This window comes from Pleionea sp. WD8-19, assembly GCF_055326765.1.
This window is the reverse complement of the sequence record NZ_JBUZOU010000006.1, coordinates 26,841-41,806: the sequence shown is the minus strand read 5'-3', so window position 1 is coordinate 41,806 and position 14,966 is coordinate 26,841. Positions and strand designations below refer to the sequence as shown.

17 protein-coding genes are annotated in these 14,966 nt (G+C 45.7%); all 17 read right to left on the bottom strand.

Annotated elements, in window-relative coordinates:
* Positions 1–9: 9 nt before the first annotated feature.
* The 17 genes from ACTUJY_RS08985 to ACTUJY_RS08905 all read right to left on the bottom strand — a co-directional run bounded on the left by ACTUJY_RS08985 (position 10) and on the right by ACTUJY_RS08905 (position 14,940).
* Entirely contained in the window at positions 10–921 is a 912-nt protein-coding gene (locus ACTUJY_RS08985; protein ID WP_463615746.1) for a hypothetical protein, read from the bottom strand.
* Positions 922–931: 10 nt separating this feature from the next.
* Positions 932–4,369: a tape measure protein gene (locus ACTUJY_RS08980; protein ID WP_463615745.1), complete on the bottom strand. Its 3,438-nt coding sequence runs from the start codon at positions 4,367–4,369 to the stop codon at positions 932–934.
* 183 nt (positions 4,370–4,552) lie between these two features.
* Positions 4,553–4,972: a hypothetical protein gene (locus ACTUJY_RS08975; protein ID WP_463615744.1), complete on the bottom strand. Its 420-nt coding sequence runs from the start codon at positions 4,970–4,972 to the stop codon at positions 4,553–4,555.
* 9 nt (positions 4,973–4,981) lie between these two features.
* Positions 4,982–5,773, bottom strand: coding sequence for a phage tail tube protein (locus ACTUJY_RS08970; protein WP_463615743.1), 792 nt, complete (start codon positions 5,771–5,773; stop codon positions 4,982–4,984).
* Between the two features lie 15 nt (positions 5,774–5,788).
* Positions 5,789–5,953 (bottom strand): hypothetical protein, encoded by a 165-nt coding sequence (locus tag ACTUJY_RS08965; protein ID WP_463615742.1) that lies wholly within the window; start codon positions 5,951–5,953, stop codon positions 5,789–5,791.
* Between the two features lie 10 nt (positions 5,954–5,963).
* Positions 5,964–6,437: a hypothetical protein gene (locus ACTUJY_RS08960; protein ID WP_463615741.1), complete on the bottom strand. Its 474-nt coding sequence runs from the start codon at positions 6,435–6,437 to the stop codon at positions 5,964–5,966.
* Positions 6,418–6,756: a hypothetical protein gene (locus ACTUJY_RS08955; protein WP_463615740.1), complete on the bottom strand. Its 339-nt coding sequence runs from the start codon at positions 6,754–6,756 to the stop codon at positions 6,418–6,420. Before ACTUJY_RS08955 ends, ACTUJY_RS08960 begins: the two co-directional genes overlap by 20 nt.
* A gap of 58 nt (positions 6,757–6,814) precedes the next feature.
* On the bottom strand, positions 6,815–7,084 hold the full coding sequence (locus ACTUJY_RS08950; protein ID WP_463615739.1) for a hypothetical protein: 270 nt from the start codon (positions 7,082–7,084) through the stop codon (positions 6,815–6,817).
* A gap of 10 nt (positions 7,085–7,094) precedes the next feature.
* Complete coding sequence (locus ACTUJY_RS08945) at positions 7,095–8,117, bottom strand: major capsid protein (protein ID WP_463615738.1); 1,023 nt, start codon at positions 8,115–8,117, stop codon at positions 7,095–7,097.
* A 9-nt stretch (positions 8,118–8,126) separates the two neighbouring features.
* Complete coding sequence (locus tag ACTUJY_RS08940; protein WP_463615737.1) at positions 8,127–8,492, bottom strand: head decoration protein; 366 nt, start codon at positions 8,490–8,492, stop codon at positions 8,127–8,129.
* 14 nt (positions 8,493–8,506) lie between these two features.
* The gene (locus ACTUJY_RS08935; protein ID WP_463615736.1) at positions 8,507–9,787 is read right to left on the bottom strand and encodes a S49 family peptidase; all 1,281 of its coding nucleotides are present in this window, start codon (positions 9,785–9,787) and stop codon (positions 8,507–8,509) included.
* Between the two features lie 53 nt (positions 9,788–9,840).
* Positions 9,841–11,370, bottom strand: coding sequence for a phage portal protein (locus tag ACTUJY_RS08930; RefSeq protein WP_463615735.1), 1,530 nt, complete (start codon positions 11,368–11,370; stop codon positions 9,841–9,843).
* The gene (gene gpW / locus ACTUJY_RS08925) at positions 11,367–11,594 is read right to left on the bottom strand and encodes a gpW family head-tail joining protein (RefSeq protein ID WP_463615734.1); all 228 of its coding nucleotides are present in this window, start codon (positions 11,592–11,594) and stop codon (positions 11,367–11,369) included. Before gpW ends, ACTUJY_RS08930 begins: the two co-directional genes overlap by 4 nt.
* A 7-nt stretch (positions 11,595–11,601) precedes the next feature.
* Positions 11,602–13,572 (bottom strand): phage terminase large subunit family protein, encoded by a 1,971-nt coding sequence (locus ACTUJY_RS08920; RefSeq protein ID WP_463615733.1) that lies wholly within the window; start codon positions 13,570–13,572, stop codon positions 11,602–11,604.
* On the bottom strand, positions 13,517–14,047 hold the full coding sequence (locus tag ACTUJY_RS08915) for a terminase small subunit (protein WP_463615732.1): 531 nt from the start codon (positions 14,045–14,047) through the stop codon (positions 13,517–13,519). The genes ACTUJY_RS08920 and ACTUJY_RS08915 overlap by 56 nt, the downstream gene beginning before the upstream one ends.
* 6 nt (positions 14,048–14,053) lie before the next feature.
* Positions 14,054–14,596, bottom strand: a complete 543-nt coding sequence (locus tag ACTUJY_RS08910; RefSeq protein WP_463615731.1) for a phage tail protein — start codon at positions 14,594–14,596, stop codon at positions 14,054–14,056.
* On the bottom strand, positions 14,596–14,940 hold the full coding sequence (locus ACTUJY_RS08905) for a hypothetical protein (RefSeq protein ID WP_463615730.1): 345 nt from the start codon (positions 14,938–14,940) through the stop codon (positions 14,596–14,598). Before ACTUJY_RS08905 ends, ACTUJY_RS08910 begins: the two co-directional genes overlap by 1 nt.
* Positions 14,941–14,966: the final 26 nt, after the last annotated feature.

Here is a 14,966-nt window from a genome sequence, read left to right as displayed (position 1 = left end):
GGAATGCCCTCAACTAACCTTAAGCGCCATATAGTCCATTTCGGTATTGAATGGACCATTTTGAAATGCAATGTAAGTGTCTGAGTTTACTGAGTGCGTCGACTCCGATGCATTGGAAATTCCAGAAATCCAACACACACCATCCATCTCACCATACGAATCGGGGGCGCCGTAATTACTAAAAAGTCGACACGGCAACAAAAAATATCCAGCACCTGGAGTTGGTTTCATATCAGATAATTGAAACTCAACATGGGTGTTACTAAAGTAAGGCCAGATCATTCTGGCTAATGTATTTCTTTGATTCAGTCCACCTGTAGAACCTGTATTCCAGAACTCAAGCCATTCACCACCTGGCGAAAACAAAGCACCGTGCAAGTAAGCTTTGAGATAAAAAGAATGACTGCCAGGCGAAGTGTTACTGAAGCGTACAGCACTACTTTTCGACATAGCACCAATAAACAAAGGATAGGGAAACAAACTGGGTGAAGCATAGGGAAGAATAAAGCCCGCATAACAATGCTGATAACTGGTTTGTACCTTCGCCACCACTTTAAAACATCGGCCATTGGCCACAAACCAATAAGTTATCGGAGTGTTGTGCAAATTCATGTAGTAAGAATTACTGAGCTGTGGCTGTCCATTAAACGACATAGCAGCGTCATAACCCGTCGCGCCACGCAATTGCCAATTAAATGTATCAGCACCGTATAAATATCGTCGAATTTGCACAAAGATTTGATCGCTACCTCCATTACCCTGTCCACGAAAATACACTTCAGCTTCATCGCCGTTTTCGTTGTACGCCAATTCAGTCCATTGTTGATTAGCGGCAACCAAATCGGCATGACCAGTTAAGAAAGTACGCAACTTATTGAGCAAATCCGCACTATCGTTAGCAGTTCCCGTTTCAAAAGCCATAACCGTATTCCTATATCCCTAACATTGATTTTACTTGTGCTCGATTTTTATTGATCCAAACCAATTGATTTTGTGTACCTTCCGGCGAATTTAATGCCTGAGCTTGTAGCATTTCCGCATCAAAACCAACGAGCAGATTAATATTTCCTGAGTTTTTATTGGCCGGATGGTAAGGACTATCTTTGGTCGCTACGTACTCCCCTTTTTCCAATACGCTCGCAACTTCGTTGGGTTTAAGCCCCGGAAAACCGCCAGTATGAAAACGCGGCGCACCGACAAATGCCGCAGCCGGTACCATTCGCTTGTAACCTCCAGCCCCCACGACGCCACCTGTATGAAAAAATGCACTCGCTACCGCACCTCCCACGGAAGAACTGCCGCCACTACTTTGTAATGCATTCAAAATAGATTGCTTTAAAATCATTTGAGCGATTTGACGCAAAAAATCTCGTGCAAAGTCCCGAAACGCTTCTTTCGCATTTTTAGTGCCACTCGCCATCGCATCCAGTGCACTGACCAATCCATCAGCAAAGTGTGTATCAATGGTTTCACCGATCCGTTGTAACTCTTGGTTGGTCGTATTACTCAACTCAAGCATTTTCAGTTTGATTTCTTCCAGACGATATTTGATTTTGGGATCGCCTGTTTTTTCAAACAGTACCTCCAACATTGGGATCAAGTTTTCAATTTCTTTAGCGGTATCAGAATAGAGTTGTATCACCGCTTCCCTTGCAGCACGTTCACCCAATAACCCAGCACTGGTTTTGGTTTGTATTTCCTGCTCTTTCAACTGTAACCGCTCAAGCACCAGGTTGTATTGGCGTTCAAATTCCGAAAACTCGGCTGCGGCAATCTCAGTATCAATCAATTGCTTCACCAGATTGACGCCCTGACGATCGCCTGAAGCCTTTAAACGTTTTAGTAAGTCGGTATATTCCGCTTCGATTTGAGCTTTCCGAACAGCCAACTCTTCGCCTTCCGCCGATAACACTTTATTGCGAATTTCCGACATTTCAGTGGCGAGTTGCTTTTCCGCCTGAAGTTGTGCACGAGCTGCATCTTGTGCGGCTTGTGCTTTTTTGTTGGTTAACAAGGCCAGTTCATTTTCAAGATTAAGAATGGTTTTCTTAATCGCGATCAAAGCCTTTTCTTTCTTAGGATCATCATCCTTTGCGGCCTCTTCAGCTTCTTTTTGTTTCGCTATTTTCAGTTGAGAGTCAAGACCACGAATTTCATTGTCCAACTCACTTTGGATCAAACTACTTCGCTGACGGTAGTATTTTTTCAGTCCAATCAGTCGGTCTTCGTACTGCTGGTCCAGTAAAGCTTTTTCACGTGACAGATACTGCTGAGTCAGTTTGAATTGATTTTTCAACGCTTCTTGCTGTAGCGAAGTGTCAGTGCTTTTCGACTGTGCCTTAGAATTCTTCGATTGGTTAGTTTGATTCTTCTCTTGTTCGACTCGCTCCACTTCGGCTTTTGCTTTTATAATGCTTTGACCAACCGCTTCGACCTGATCTTTTAACTTGGATAAACGCGTGTATTCTTCACTCATCTTTTCGCGAAAGCTTTTACTCAGCAAAAAGCCACGTTCGAGTGCTCTGTTTTGTGAAGTGACCAGGCTATCAACAACCTCCTGCTGCGCTTTTAATTGATCTGTTAATTCCCGCTCGTCTTTTTCCAGTTGCAGCATATTCGCCTTCGCTAAATTTCCGCGTAACCGTTCCAGTTCAATGTTCATATCCTCGATTGATTTTTTACCCGTGTTGGCACCGGACGAAAACGTCATAAATGCACCAGCAGCCAAAATAATGAGACCGGCAGGCCCACCCAGAGCTGCTAACGCACCGGACACCGCGCGACTGGTGGCGGCCAGTGCTGTTAATTTTGCTTTGGCTGCGGTAGCTTGAAATCCAACTTGGTACAAACCTTTTGAAGCGGCAATTGCTGATGCACCAATACCGTTGAGTATGGGGCCAAGAAAACGGGCGGCACCTAACGATACTAAAATGGTTGCAATGCCTTGAGCATTACTGATAACAAAACCGAGTGCTTGCCCTAACGCATTTGCAGCGGCGATGGTTTCCGGTTGATTCAATGCCAATGCGAGGTCATTCGCTCCTTTGATCAATCCATCAAGAAAACCACTTTTTGCAACGTTATCGGCGATACGGATCAACGCGTTTTCAAACCGGGTAAATTCAGAACGTGCGGTTTTGGCCGCTTCCGGAACTTTATCGGAAAACTCCACCTTCATCTGCGCAGCAAATTTAACCAGAGCATCGCTGGTCAGTTCGCCACGCTCCAACATTTTGTCAAGTTCTTTGGTGCTCACGCCAAACGCGCGCGCCATGATCTGGACAGCACCTGGTAAACGTTCACCCAGTTGTCCGCGCAACTCTTCGGCCTGCACTTTTCCTTTTGAGAAAACCTGTTGAATGGCTTTCAGCGCGCCACCGAGATCATCGGAAGATAACTGTAAGACAGTGGCAGCTTCGGTCACCGCCAAGAACACGTCCCGTGTTTTTTTACCTTCAACATGGGTGCCCCGAGTTGAGGCGGCCAGCTTGGCATATTCTTTAATTAATACGGGTAATGATTGTCCCAGACGATCCGCTTGTTGGTCGATGAAGGCCAATTCATTGGCAAATGAATCTTCACTGACGCTGGCTTTAAGTGCCGCTTTGGCACTGTCCAAATTAACCGCAATGTCCTTAATACTCTTCAGTGCACGAAAACCCGCATATGCAGCTATGGTGGCGTTAACGGCTAAAAATGTTTTATTCAGTCCACCGCCCACACGATCTAACCCTTCGGCTTCGCGGCGCAATTGGCGCAACTGTGCTTGCGAGGCCTTCCAGGCTCGCGTGACTTCTTGTGCGGAATACCGACCACTGGAGGCGATCCGCAAATAACTGGCTCGTACACGCTCAGCTTCAGACTGAATGTCACTCAATGGACGGATCCCCAAACGACCAAATCGAGACATTTCATTGCGCAGGCGCACTTGTTCATTGGTGACGCGTTGAGTGGAAGTAGAAAGACTGGATTGCGCGGCTGTGATCTTACGGATATCGAGGTTCATGCCAGAAAGCACCTGGCGAGCGGTTCCGACTGCCTGCGCTTTTTTTCGGAAGGTTTCACGAGCTTTATTCGCCGCACGCTCGGCACTTTTTAGTGCCGATTCCATTTTTCGTGTAGGTTGTTCCGACTCAAGCAGCTCCTTTTTCAGTTGCGCCACTTGTTGTTTAGCCGCTTTAAAGTCAATCCCGGCTTGTTTAGCTTCTCGGCGTAGAGTGCGAAACGCCTGAATGCGTCGGCCTGCTTCATCGATTTTCTGAGCTTCATCACGTAACTGATGCAACGAATCTTTGGCCCCAGAAACTGCACGTTGAAAGCTCGCCTCCAACTCGCCATCAATAGTGAACTTAACGTTTCTGGTGACCATGAATGATTTTTCTCAATCCGGATTCGTATTGCTCAAAATTCTTTTTATCCCCCTGTGCATACAGCATTGCAACGGACATACTGAGTTGCCGCTCCGCTTCAGTTTTCTCACAGGAATGAATAAAAAGTTTGATTTGTTTTAAGGTGTAATTTTGGATGTCTGAAAAACGATGACCGTTTCGGATCAAATACTGAAGGGTGTCTGCCCAACCGCGAACCTCTGATTCAACTTCACCAGAAGCTTTAGCGTTTCTTCGTGAAAGACTTTCGGTAGCACCCTTCGAATAAAAAAATCGGAATTTAACTCCCAGAACTTTTCAATCAACTGTTCCACTTCTTCTGCGGACAATTCATCAAGAAAGTTTTGAGGCATACTGATCCAGTAGCAGGCGGCACGTGCCAATGCGGTCTGGTGACGCGTAATAAGCTCGGAAAGCCCAATATCGTCAACCGTTTCTTTCATATCTTCGAGAATAGGCGACAAGTGATGCAGAACTGTACCGAACTGTTTGAAACGCAATGGACGACAATCAAACGATTTTTCGTCCAGCATCAGCATGTCGTTTTGTTCAACTTCACTAATTGCCTGAAGTTCATCGTTCATAACTCTGCCTTACGCTACTTGTTTCCAACGGAAGTACTTGCTTTGACCGGTAGACTTGGTTTCATCCGCCAACATATCACCTTCAATAGTGACGTCCGCGAACGAGTCCGTCACCAGTGACAAATTTTGCAACGGTTTCAGTTTTACTTTGAATAGATCAACAATCTCTGGCTTATTACCCTCAGAGGTATTCAATCCTTCAAAACGAATGGCGAGTTTTGGTGCTGCGGTGGTTAAGCCTTCGATGTTGATTTGATCGCTAAAATCGTAGTCCACTAATATCGTTGCACCGTCAGTAATACTGTTCGCAGCGCCCGCAGCAGTTTGTTCTGCCGCCGTAAAAAAGTTGATCGATCCGGCATATGCGTTGAGGGAATAATTCTCACCTTCCACATAGGTAATGGTCCCCGCTTGATCGGTCACCACTACATTCGAAATGTTTATGTTTGCCAATGGCATCACTTTACCGAGGTAGGCAATGACAGATTCATCGACAACACTGGCAGCGGTGATAGGTGCTTGAGTACCGTACATAGCCAAAGCAAGCTCCATGGCATCCCACATATCCCCAGTAAAAGATACAGTGGCTTTAGTTTCCTTAGTCACTGTGTTTTTAGTACCGCGTTGACCACTGTAGGATTCTTTGCGGGTTTCTTCTTCAACTTCTACATTAATTTCAACACTTGAGAAATCACCCAGGGATTTGTACCCCTGGTGCTGATTGTTATCATCCAGGATGGCGTAAAACACCGGTCCCTGTCCCGAATAAGTACGGGTATTAACTTTTGCGTTGGTGCTCATGGTGATGTCTCCCGTTTACACAATCAAATTTTTGTCTTGCAATCGCTTTTTAGCTTTCGGCGTCACTTCACAACTGCCGCCACCTTCAATTTTTTCAGTACCGACGTAAAAGTGCTGACCCTGTTTACAGGTTACTTTTTCCCGTTTGTTACCATTTTGGGCTGATTGCTTATCTGTCATCTTGTGACTCCTAATCTGCTGCAGCAAAAGGATTGGCGAAACCTTCAATGTATTTCACTGAAAATTTCATTCGAAAACTGGTCACGTTACCGCCTTCGGATTGCGGCTCACTTTGGTAATTGAGGCGTTTAAACTCGCGGATCAAACCCTCTGGCTCTTCAGGCAATGGCGTTGCCATCGCTCGCTTAATATCTGCAATCAGCGCCCTCTTGGCTTCACCTGGGTGTTTGCTATTAGAAAATACGTGAGCTTCCACCCAGAGCTCCAATTCATTTAATACACGTCGTGTTTTATCGCTTTCAACGGTTTCATCGAGAGCAAAAAAACTGATTGCCGGAAATTCTTCTTCCTCATCAAAATTAAAATTGGTGCGTTCATCGAATACGTTTTTACCCGCATCGGTTTGGAAACCATTTTCGCGTCGAATAACAGTTAGTCGATTGAGAAATAACGCAACAACGCTATCAAGAATGCTGTTCGGCATAAGCTTTCTTTTTCAGTTTTACATCAACAACCACACCGTTGTTTTCAAGAATGCGAACCACTTCAAACAACTCCTGTTGCAATGTTTCCAGCTCATCTCCGATATTTACCAGCTCGACTTCTGTTAGTTCAATCATGGCAACTGTCTCGTTATCGGTTGCTTTCGAATGAAATTCATTTGTCTGTCGTTTAACGTTACGATCGATGATGACACATACGTTTGGAAATTCAGCGCCACTTTTAGCAAAGTATGTAACAAACTCACCACGCTTTCTCAACAAAGAGCGTGTCAGCTTTAAGGATTCGGATTGAAGAGTCATGGTTTTCAGTATCAAAAAAGGCGGGGGTTACCCGCCTTTATTTTTGACCGGAAACTATTCACGATTCGGCATCGTTTTTCGTTTCCGTTTTTGGGGTGTTGTTTTTGTCCGACGATTTACTGATGTTGGCATTCGCCTTTTGTTTTTCCAGTTCGGCCTGGTGTTCCGTGATATCCTGCTTTGTCGCTTCTTTCGCTTTACCGCTTTTTAGCAACGACTTCTTCGCGTCAGCAGGAATTTCCTTATCATAAATGCCCGGCGGTAGAATTTTCTTCTCGCCTTTATCTCCCGCACCAACAATTACCGTAACATGGGTTTTAATAGCCATTGTGAACCTCCTATTGTCGAACCGCTACGCACATGGATGCATTGGGACGATACGGCACTACTAAAGGCGCAGACTGCATTAAGAGCAAACGCATTGAAGGATCTTCAATCATCCAGGACTTCACAAAAAACTCCATAGCTTGAAGACCGGCTTGTTCGTCAAGAATTGCAGCGAAGTGCCTGACGCCTTCCAAATGTCCACCCACTAAAATTACATCGTAATCACCAATGTATTTTTTAGTCGTACCATCAACATCGGTATAGTCGCCGGAATAGACAAAGTAATGTCGCGTACCATCGGTACCCTTATATTGCAGCCCAACCTTAGCCTCTAAAACCGTTTTTACACTGGTACTGGTATCAGCGCGACGAGGCTCAAACAAATCTTTAAAGTTGGGATCCTTTCGCAATAGTTTCCAGGCTTCTTTCCCCATAATGACATCACTTGCACCACCTTCAGATGCAGACAACATTTGAAGGTCCCATTCTTCAATGTCATCCAGAGGTGATACACCAGCCTCTCCCCATTGAACAGCGCCTGCCAATTGTTGAGTCAAAGAAGCATCACGGCCAAAATCGAGAGTCACCTGATCATAACCATCCCCTTCTAAAATGATCCGACCGGTTCGAAGCACTTCGGCGCTCCAAACCTCTTTGCGACGGGTTAACATGGCCAGTTGATCGCTCAAAGCAATTGCCAGGTTCATTTGCGAGCGGTTCATATTGGACACACTGCCACCAATGGTTTCACCAATGGTTCGTTTCAGCGCTTTCTTGGGATGAAATTGTCGCTTGTCTTTGATGTAACCTGGTTTAAATTTCTTGGTTTCATAACCAAGGTTTTCGACCAACTTTCCTTCACGCATTGGATGCACCAACGGCGCAATGCGTTTGTTACCCTGTTCAATATCGAAATACACCCATTCATCATCCGACTGGCTGACTTCAGAAAAATAGCGGTTATACAGATCCGATGCGGGACGAATAAGAGACGCCACCACTTTGTTTAAACTACCGGTTGCATAGATATCCATGTTCTCCTCCTATCGAGCCATTGCAGATTTCAAGATAATGCCAACATTGCGCAATTGTTCACGCACTGAGTTAGCATCGTGACCTGCACCATATGAACACGCATTTTCGTTAAACTCTCCCGCGATGTAGACACTGCAGTTCGCATCTCCACCACTGGCATCACAATCTTCTAACAAAATGTATTTAGCGACCTGGCTACCATCTGCAGCTCCCGATGCCGACAAGGTGACGTTGCCGTTTGCGGTGATCTCACCCAACACAGATCCCCGAGACAAGCTTTGTCCAGAGTTCAACACTTTGGTTAAGCTATTGATGTTGCCACCAATCACCAATTCGTCTGGGGTGTAAACCCCTTCGTTTGACACTTCAGCCATGGGTTACCTCCCGATCATTTACACACACCGGCCGCTCGGCCAGCAGAAATAACAGAATCCGCAGCGTCCGAATGTTCATCATTAACATCGGCTTGAATGTCCGGATTACCCTCATTGTCCATCGCCTGTTCAAATGGCGTTGTACTCGAAGTCGTTTCCTCCTTCGCCGCTGCCGCCAACATGCTTTTCGCGTTATCCGCATGCATGTCGGTGCTAAATGCCAAATGACTGGCCAACTTGGCACGACCTTCTGCTTCGTCACAATTGAGAATTGCCTCAATGCGTTCGCGCTCCTGCTGTTTTCCGGTTTCGATCCCTTTGATTTCTCCCTCGGCAAAGGCTTGTTGCTTAACCGCTTCGATATCCACGTTCTTCTGCGGTTCGTTTTTGGTTTCTTCAGGCATAGCGATTTCCTCAGTCTTTGTTTGACCCGATAAACTCATTGCGCCCGCAGAACGAGCCCGCCGAATTTGTAAATCTTTTTCATTGGTGAAGGTATTGATACGATCGGCAAAACCGATGTCTTTCGCTTTGGTTCCGCTGTATACCAAGGCTTCAGTTTTCTTCACTTCCACAACTGACATGTCGCGGTTACGCGCCACCGTTTCAACAAACAACTCATAAGTTTCATTGACGCTTGTTTGAATTCGATCACGCACCTCATCGGGAAGTGATTGATAAGGGTTACCATCCACCTTGTGTTTACCGGCGTGAATAAAAGTAACTTTGATACCCTTATCATCCAGTTGTTTTGAGTAATCCGCATGGGCTGTCACTACACCAACACTACCGATGCGAGAGGTTCGCGTGACAACCACTTCATCGGCAGCACTGGCCAATAGAAAGCCCCCACTGCAACAGGTTTCATTGACTATCGCGGTCATCGGTTTGAAACCGCGATAGGCGTAAATAAAATCAGCTAGATCAAAAGCACCAGCGGCAGAACCACCAGGGCTGTCTACATCAAAAGCAATGCGTTTCACCGTTTCATCGTTCATTGCACTCGCGATCAAATCATGTAATGCCTGATAACTGGTCAAGCCGCTAAGAGCATCTAGCCAACCGGCTCTATGTGTTAAAGATCCAATGATAGGGATCCAGGCAACACCATCTTCTACCCGATAGCGCCGCCCTTCATGAGATTTGCGAACTTCTGTTGCCAGAGATTGGTCCATCTTAAAGTCCAATCCGTTTTGCAACTTTGGTTCAATGACTTTCAATATCGTTTGCAGCTTACCCGGCTCAATCAACAAGGGTTGATCGAAAATCAAATTGGAAAGGCGTTCTAAATACATGTGTTCACCCCAAAAAAAAGGCCCGCAGTGCGGGCCGTAAGTTGGCAGTTACCCTATTCTTCATCGTCATTTTCTAAATCACTTCTATCGTTTTTTTCAGTGAACACAAAGCTTTCACTCAATCCCAATTGTTTTTTACGTTCCATTTCGTAGGCCGTTTGTTCCAACACTTCTTCCCAATCTTGTCCTTGTTCAGCGCATTCCATTTCCAATGTCGAAATGCGGTTCTGCAAACGCAGTCCGGCAGCTTCAGCTTCTTTTTTCGGATCCACCCAGCCTCTGCCCACGCCTATCCATCGCGCTTTCAAATAAGCTTCTTTGTGTGTGTAAAAATTTGGAGCGTCCACAAAGCCACGCATTACCATTTCTTCCAGCCACAACGCGTATACTGGTTTACACCAGTAACGAACCAGCCAATCCTTACGCCCGACAAAAAATCGCCAGGCTTCAATGAGCGCAGCACGAGCACTTGAGTAGTTCGACTGAGTAAAGTCTTTCATCAACAACTCATAAGGCATGTTCAGCCCAGCAGCAATTTGCTTAAACGTCGCACTCATGAAAGAGTCGAAAGCGGTTGCTGGACGATTCGGTAAAAAACTGTGAATTTTATCGCCGGGTGGCAAATGAATGATGCTCGCATCTCCCATTTGAGCATCCCACTTTCTGCGGTTTTGTAAATATTTTTTGGGATCACCATCAAACAAACTCATCACATCTTCTGCTGACATATTGCTTTCAACGAAAGCCGCTATCATTGCGTTCACAATTGCCGCTTTGAGTTCGCTTTGCTTGTACTTGTTTGCGAGCTTAAATTCACCAAGTACCGCCGAAACTATCGGCTTTCCTCGGCTTTGATTAATGCGTTCTTTCTCACAAATATGGATAAATCGACGGCGGCCAAATCTAGTTCGTGCCGGAATACGCTCCCAGGCATTGTTGAACTCAAAACCAACATCCAATGGATGGCCATTTCGAACGTGATACGCGATCGGTTCACCAAGTTTGTTGTACTCAATCCCTGCCCGGATCAATTTGCTGTCAGGCATGTTACGAGGGTTAGATAATCGATCAGGATCTATCAGCAGCAAACAACTTTTCACTTGCCGGTCATGCATCCAGTACGGAACAATACAAGCATCACCGCTGTCCAGACGTGTGCGAAACACCAGTTGTGTCATGGTGTGAAAATCCATTTGCCGCTGTACATCACATTCCGTGGAATTAGCCCAGAGCCGAAACAAAGCTTCAACTTTTGTTCCCCATTCCCTCGCCCATTCCGGAGACTGTCCTAAGGCCACATGATCCGGTTTCGCGGATAAACGAAAACCAGTACCTACCACGTTATCCAACAGGGTTTGCAATGCGCCACCGGCCAGTCCTTCGTTACGTGATAAATCACGCGAGCGTGCCACCAGAGTATCCAGTTCATCGTTCAGATCTGCATCGGCACTCGCGCGTGTCGGTTGCCAACTGAAAAATTCCGGTGCAGTTGTGCTAGCACCATAGTGCGCGTTACTCAGTGAATATTGTTGGAATTGGTCCAATTGACTGAGACTGCCTTTAAACAACACCTGAGTGTTCAAAACACCACTCCAATTCGTCGACCAGGTGTGACTCGATTATTCAAACGCGCGATCTGTTGTTTTAAATCGTAAATGTAGCTACCCAGTCGATTCACGTTTGCAGGGGAATAACGAACCCGTTTGTCGTTTTGCTCAATCCAGATTTCATTGCAGCCGATTTGTAGCAAATGAAATGCTTCTTCCGCTTCAGCTAATCGTGTTTCAAGTTGCGCTAACGTTGCCATATATGTCTTACCGTAAAAAAGGATCCGATGGTTTGATTTGTTTCGACCCTGTAAACAGTTCCGCTAAATCGTCGTCTTTTTCTTTTATCTGCAATTCTGTCATTTCACGTTCTTCTGCTAATAAATCCAGACGAACGCCTTTTTGATACGCAAGTCGCAAACCTGCCAATGCGTAGACACGACAATCGATGGGCTCATTACGATGTCCAGGAGGACAGTGCCATTTGTACTGCTCTCTCCCGTTTTTGTACGTCAGCATTTTGTATTCCACAGTGAGTCCTTTGAAATACAATTCTCCGTATTGATCACTGACTGGAAAGTGACTGTAGCCACCACCGGGATCAAGAAGTTGCAACCGGTTATAAATCAACTCTTTGGCGTTTTCTGTGCCCACTTCCACCAGCTTCACGCGATTGCGATTGCGTTTTCTCGGTAAAATAGCAATGGGTTTACCGGGCACGTTGGCGCCTTTTATGGGATACACAAAATCAATCCCGGCTTTACGTGAAAATTGGTACACTTCGTCGGTGTAGTGACCACCAGAATCAATGCAACCGATTTGAATGTTCATGACTTCACCGTCTTCTCGGTAATACGGTGACTGGATCACTTTCAGAAGCTTGTTCCAAATTATGGGCTTTCCAGGGTCCCCTTCGAGAACTAAGTAATCGATACTCCAACTTTCTTCGTCTAAACCCCAGCCGACAATCTCCATTTCCAAGCGGTCAATCTGAGTATCGATACCCGCAGTTAAATACAACACACCATCGGGTATTTGAGCTGCATAGTGTTCACGTCGACCGTGAAGATCTTCCCACTCTAATCGCTCGCCCAGCTCATCCTTCCATACTTCACCCATCTTAGTATTAACGAATGTTATGAGATCCGAAGTGTCGCCGGTTTGCGCTTTTATGCTCGCGTCAAGAAACTCTTTAATCAGTTTTGACCAGGGAGTAAAAGGGCTGTACCAACTGGGCCAACTGATAGCAACGTGTGCGGGTGTCTCTACCGTTTTGTTGTGTTTATCACGAAAGGTTTCGCAATCGCTGTCTAACCATATTCCAGAAGCACTTTGCCACCGCCCAGAGTCTAGCAACTCAGTCAGTTGCTCAAAGTGCCACGGTTTTTGACAGGCTTCGCATACATAGCGCGCATTGTCACCACCGTCGTCCCACTTCAAACCAAATTCCGCATCCTTTCCACCCCAAAGCATCGGTTGTGAATGACCGCACCCTTTGTGCAAACACTTCACAAAAAACTGAAGTTGAATATCTGCGTCATTGAACGATTTATGAATTTGGCTGGTGCGTTCAATCTTTGGTGTGCTGCCCCGAATCGATTTCGGAAAGCTCGAAGTAGTTAAACGAGTATCGCCGAGTTTAAACAACGAACCTTCGCCACCAATGTTGTGATCACATCCATCTGTTTCATCGTAAATCACTACATCTTTCGTCAGTCGCCGAAAGTTCTTAGGACTTTTGGCGCCAAGAAAATCCCAGGTAGAGCCTAAAAACTTTTTCTTGTTTAATGTGTTATTGCTGCTTTTCTTTCCATACCAGGGAAAAATGGCACGCACCACTTTTACGTCGCGCAACATAGGATCCACTTCGTCTTTGACGTAAGAATCCCGATCATCGTCCGTAGGTTGATAAAGCACACCACTGCGCTTTTTATGCTCGGCGTTATACGCGATATACGCATTACAAATTTTGGTGTAACCCGTTCGCGCCGCTTTTTTTACGGTGACGATTTCCACATCCTCCATTGAAAAAATAATCATCACGCCTTTCTGTGTTGGAAAACTACGCCACGGTCCTTGAATGCTTGAACTCTCCGCACTCAAGTAGTAATGCTTTTCTGCCCATTCGTGTAAATTTTGCGGCTCTTCACGGTATAACGTAGAAAGCCCTCTATTCACCGACTCAGCTAAGATCTTCCTCGATCCGTTCCCAATCGATTTCCAGTTGACTTGCTGCATTACCGGCTTTCACCACTATGGCTTTAATTTTGGCTATGTCCTGATTTTTCAGTCCAGGAACCTTGCGTTTTACTTCAATGGGTATGGTGTCCAAGTGTGAACCTATCTGACTGCCGACTTGACTCAATATCAGTTCAATCACTTTTACAGGTGCCAGTTCACGACGTGTTACCGCGTTTTTCATTTCTTGGGCATCGGCATCAGCGGCCGCCTTACGTGCACGTTCTTGATCAAGATCGAGGTATTCCTTTTCCAATGCCTGGCTTTCTAGTAACGTTTCGTATTTTTCTTCCAGCTTACGTGTTTTGTGATCCAACACTTGACGCGCAGTAAAAAATTTTTCCCTTCCGATCTGTCCAACCGGTACCAATCCCCACTTATCAAATGCGGTGGGTGTAATTTCGAGTGATAAGCAGATTTCTCGCTTGTTCAGCCAGCCAGGCTGCTTTTGCTGCACCACAAATTTTCTGGCCATTCGAAATCATTGCTTGCTTAAATAAAAGTTCAGGTTGTGGTTAAACTCGCGTAAAAATTGTTGCTCTGCCAGCATTTCAATCTCCGAAAGATGATCCTGAGCGACTTCCACAACGGCAGAACTGTAATGCTGTCGTATCGGTAAACGAGCACTCCCCTCCCGAGTAAATACACCTCGATGACCGCTTCGCATCGTGGTAATGAATCCATGCTTTATTTGCTCTCTCGGTCCACCGCGAAGCACCCGAAAAGTAACACCACGATTATGTGTTTGTCTTGCATCATAATGGATAAGGCCAATGGCTTTCCGACTGACTTCTATGCTTCCAGATAATTTCGAAGCGTTCGCTTTTTGTAACGCAAACTGTCCTCGCACTTCGCGCGCGGGCAAGTTAATTTTGTTACGGATCCCTCGTTGCCACCGATCACGCATCCCAGGTAATGTTCGATTGATTGAGCGCACTAACGCTTTCTTCGCCGCAATCGGATAAATATTCAGACTCGCCACCAGGCGATCAAATCCCTCCACTCCCAATCGTAATTGGGCCATCAGTGCACACCTTGAGATTGAATGATCAGCCGATAGTGCCGCTCTTGACGAAACGGTGGAACTGTATTTGCATTCTCAACTTCAATTGCGACAATGTACTCACCAACTAGTAAATTTTGTGTTTCGGAGGGAGTAATAAACGTGCGAAACACCGTGCCATCGGCATTGGTTTGTGTAATGTCTTTTTGGATGATTGGTGGTAACGAATAGTCCGTTAATACCGCCAGTCTGCAATGCCAATCACCGTTCAATGTTTCATTCGCCAACAATGGAAGATTGGTCGTATCAATCACAGGTCCAGTGTCACCCTGGCGAATAAAATAGATTTTTTTACGACTGCTCATTTTGGTTGATCCATTTTGCCTGTCAC